Genomic DNA, 206 nt, shown 5'->3' with positions numbered 1-206 from the left:
CTCATGATGTTTGACAAACACGCCAACCTAAAGTACAAGTTTGGGAACCGACATTTTTGGGCGGAAGGTTATTACGTGAGTACAGTAGGACTTAATGAAGCCACCATCAAGAAATATATCCAAGAGCAGGAAAAGCATGATATAGCGTTGGATAAATTGAGTGTAAAAGAATATGAGGATCCCTTTAGGGATAGTGGTAAGTAATG

Annotated in this window: 1 pseudogene; it reads left to right on the top strand. The window is 39.3% G+C overall.

What is annotated here, in order from left to right:
- Window positions 1–204: pseudogene (tnpA, locus tag STRDD04_RS10430) on the top strand (IS200/IS605-like element ISSsu4 family transposase); the annotation flags it as partial.
- Between the last annotated feature and the right edge of the window lie 2 nt (window positions 205–206).

It is taken from the genome of Streptococcus sp. DD04, assembly GCF_001578725.1.
Taxonomy (GTDB): domain Bacteria; phylum Bacillota; class Bacilli; order Lactobacillales; family Streptococcaceae; genus Streptococcus; species Streptococcus sinensis.
Note: the sequence above shows the minus strand (reverse complement) of the source record. Positions and strands in the feature narration are given on the sequence as shown.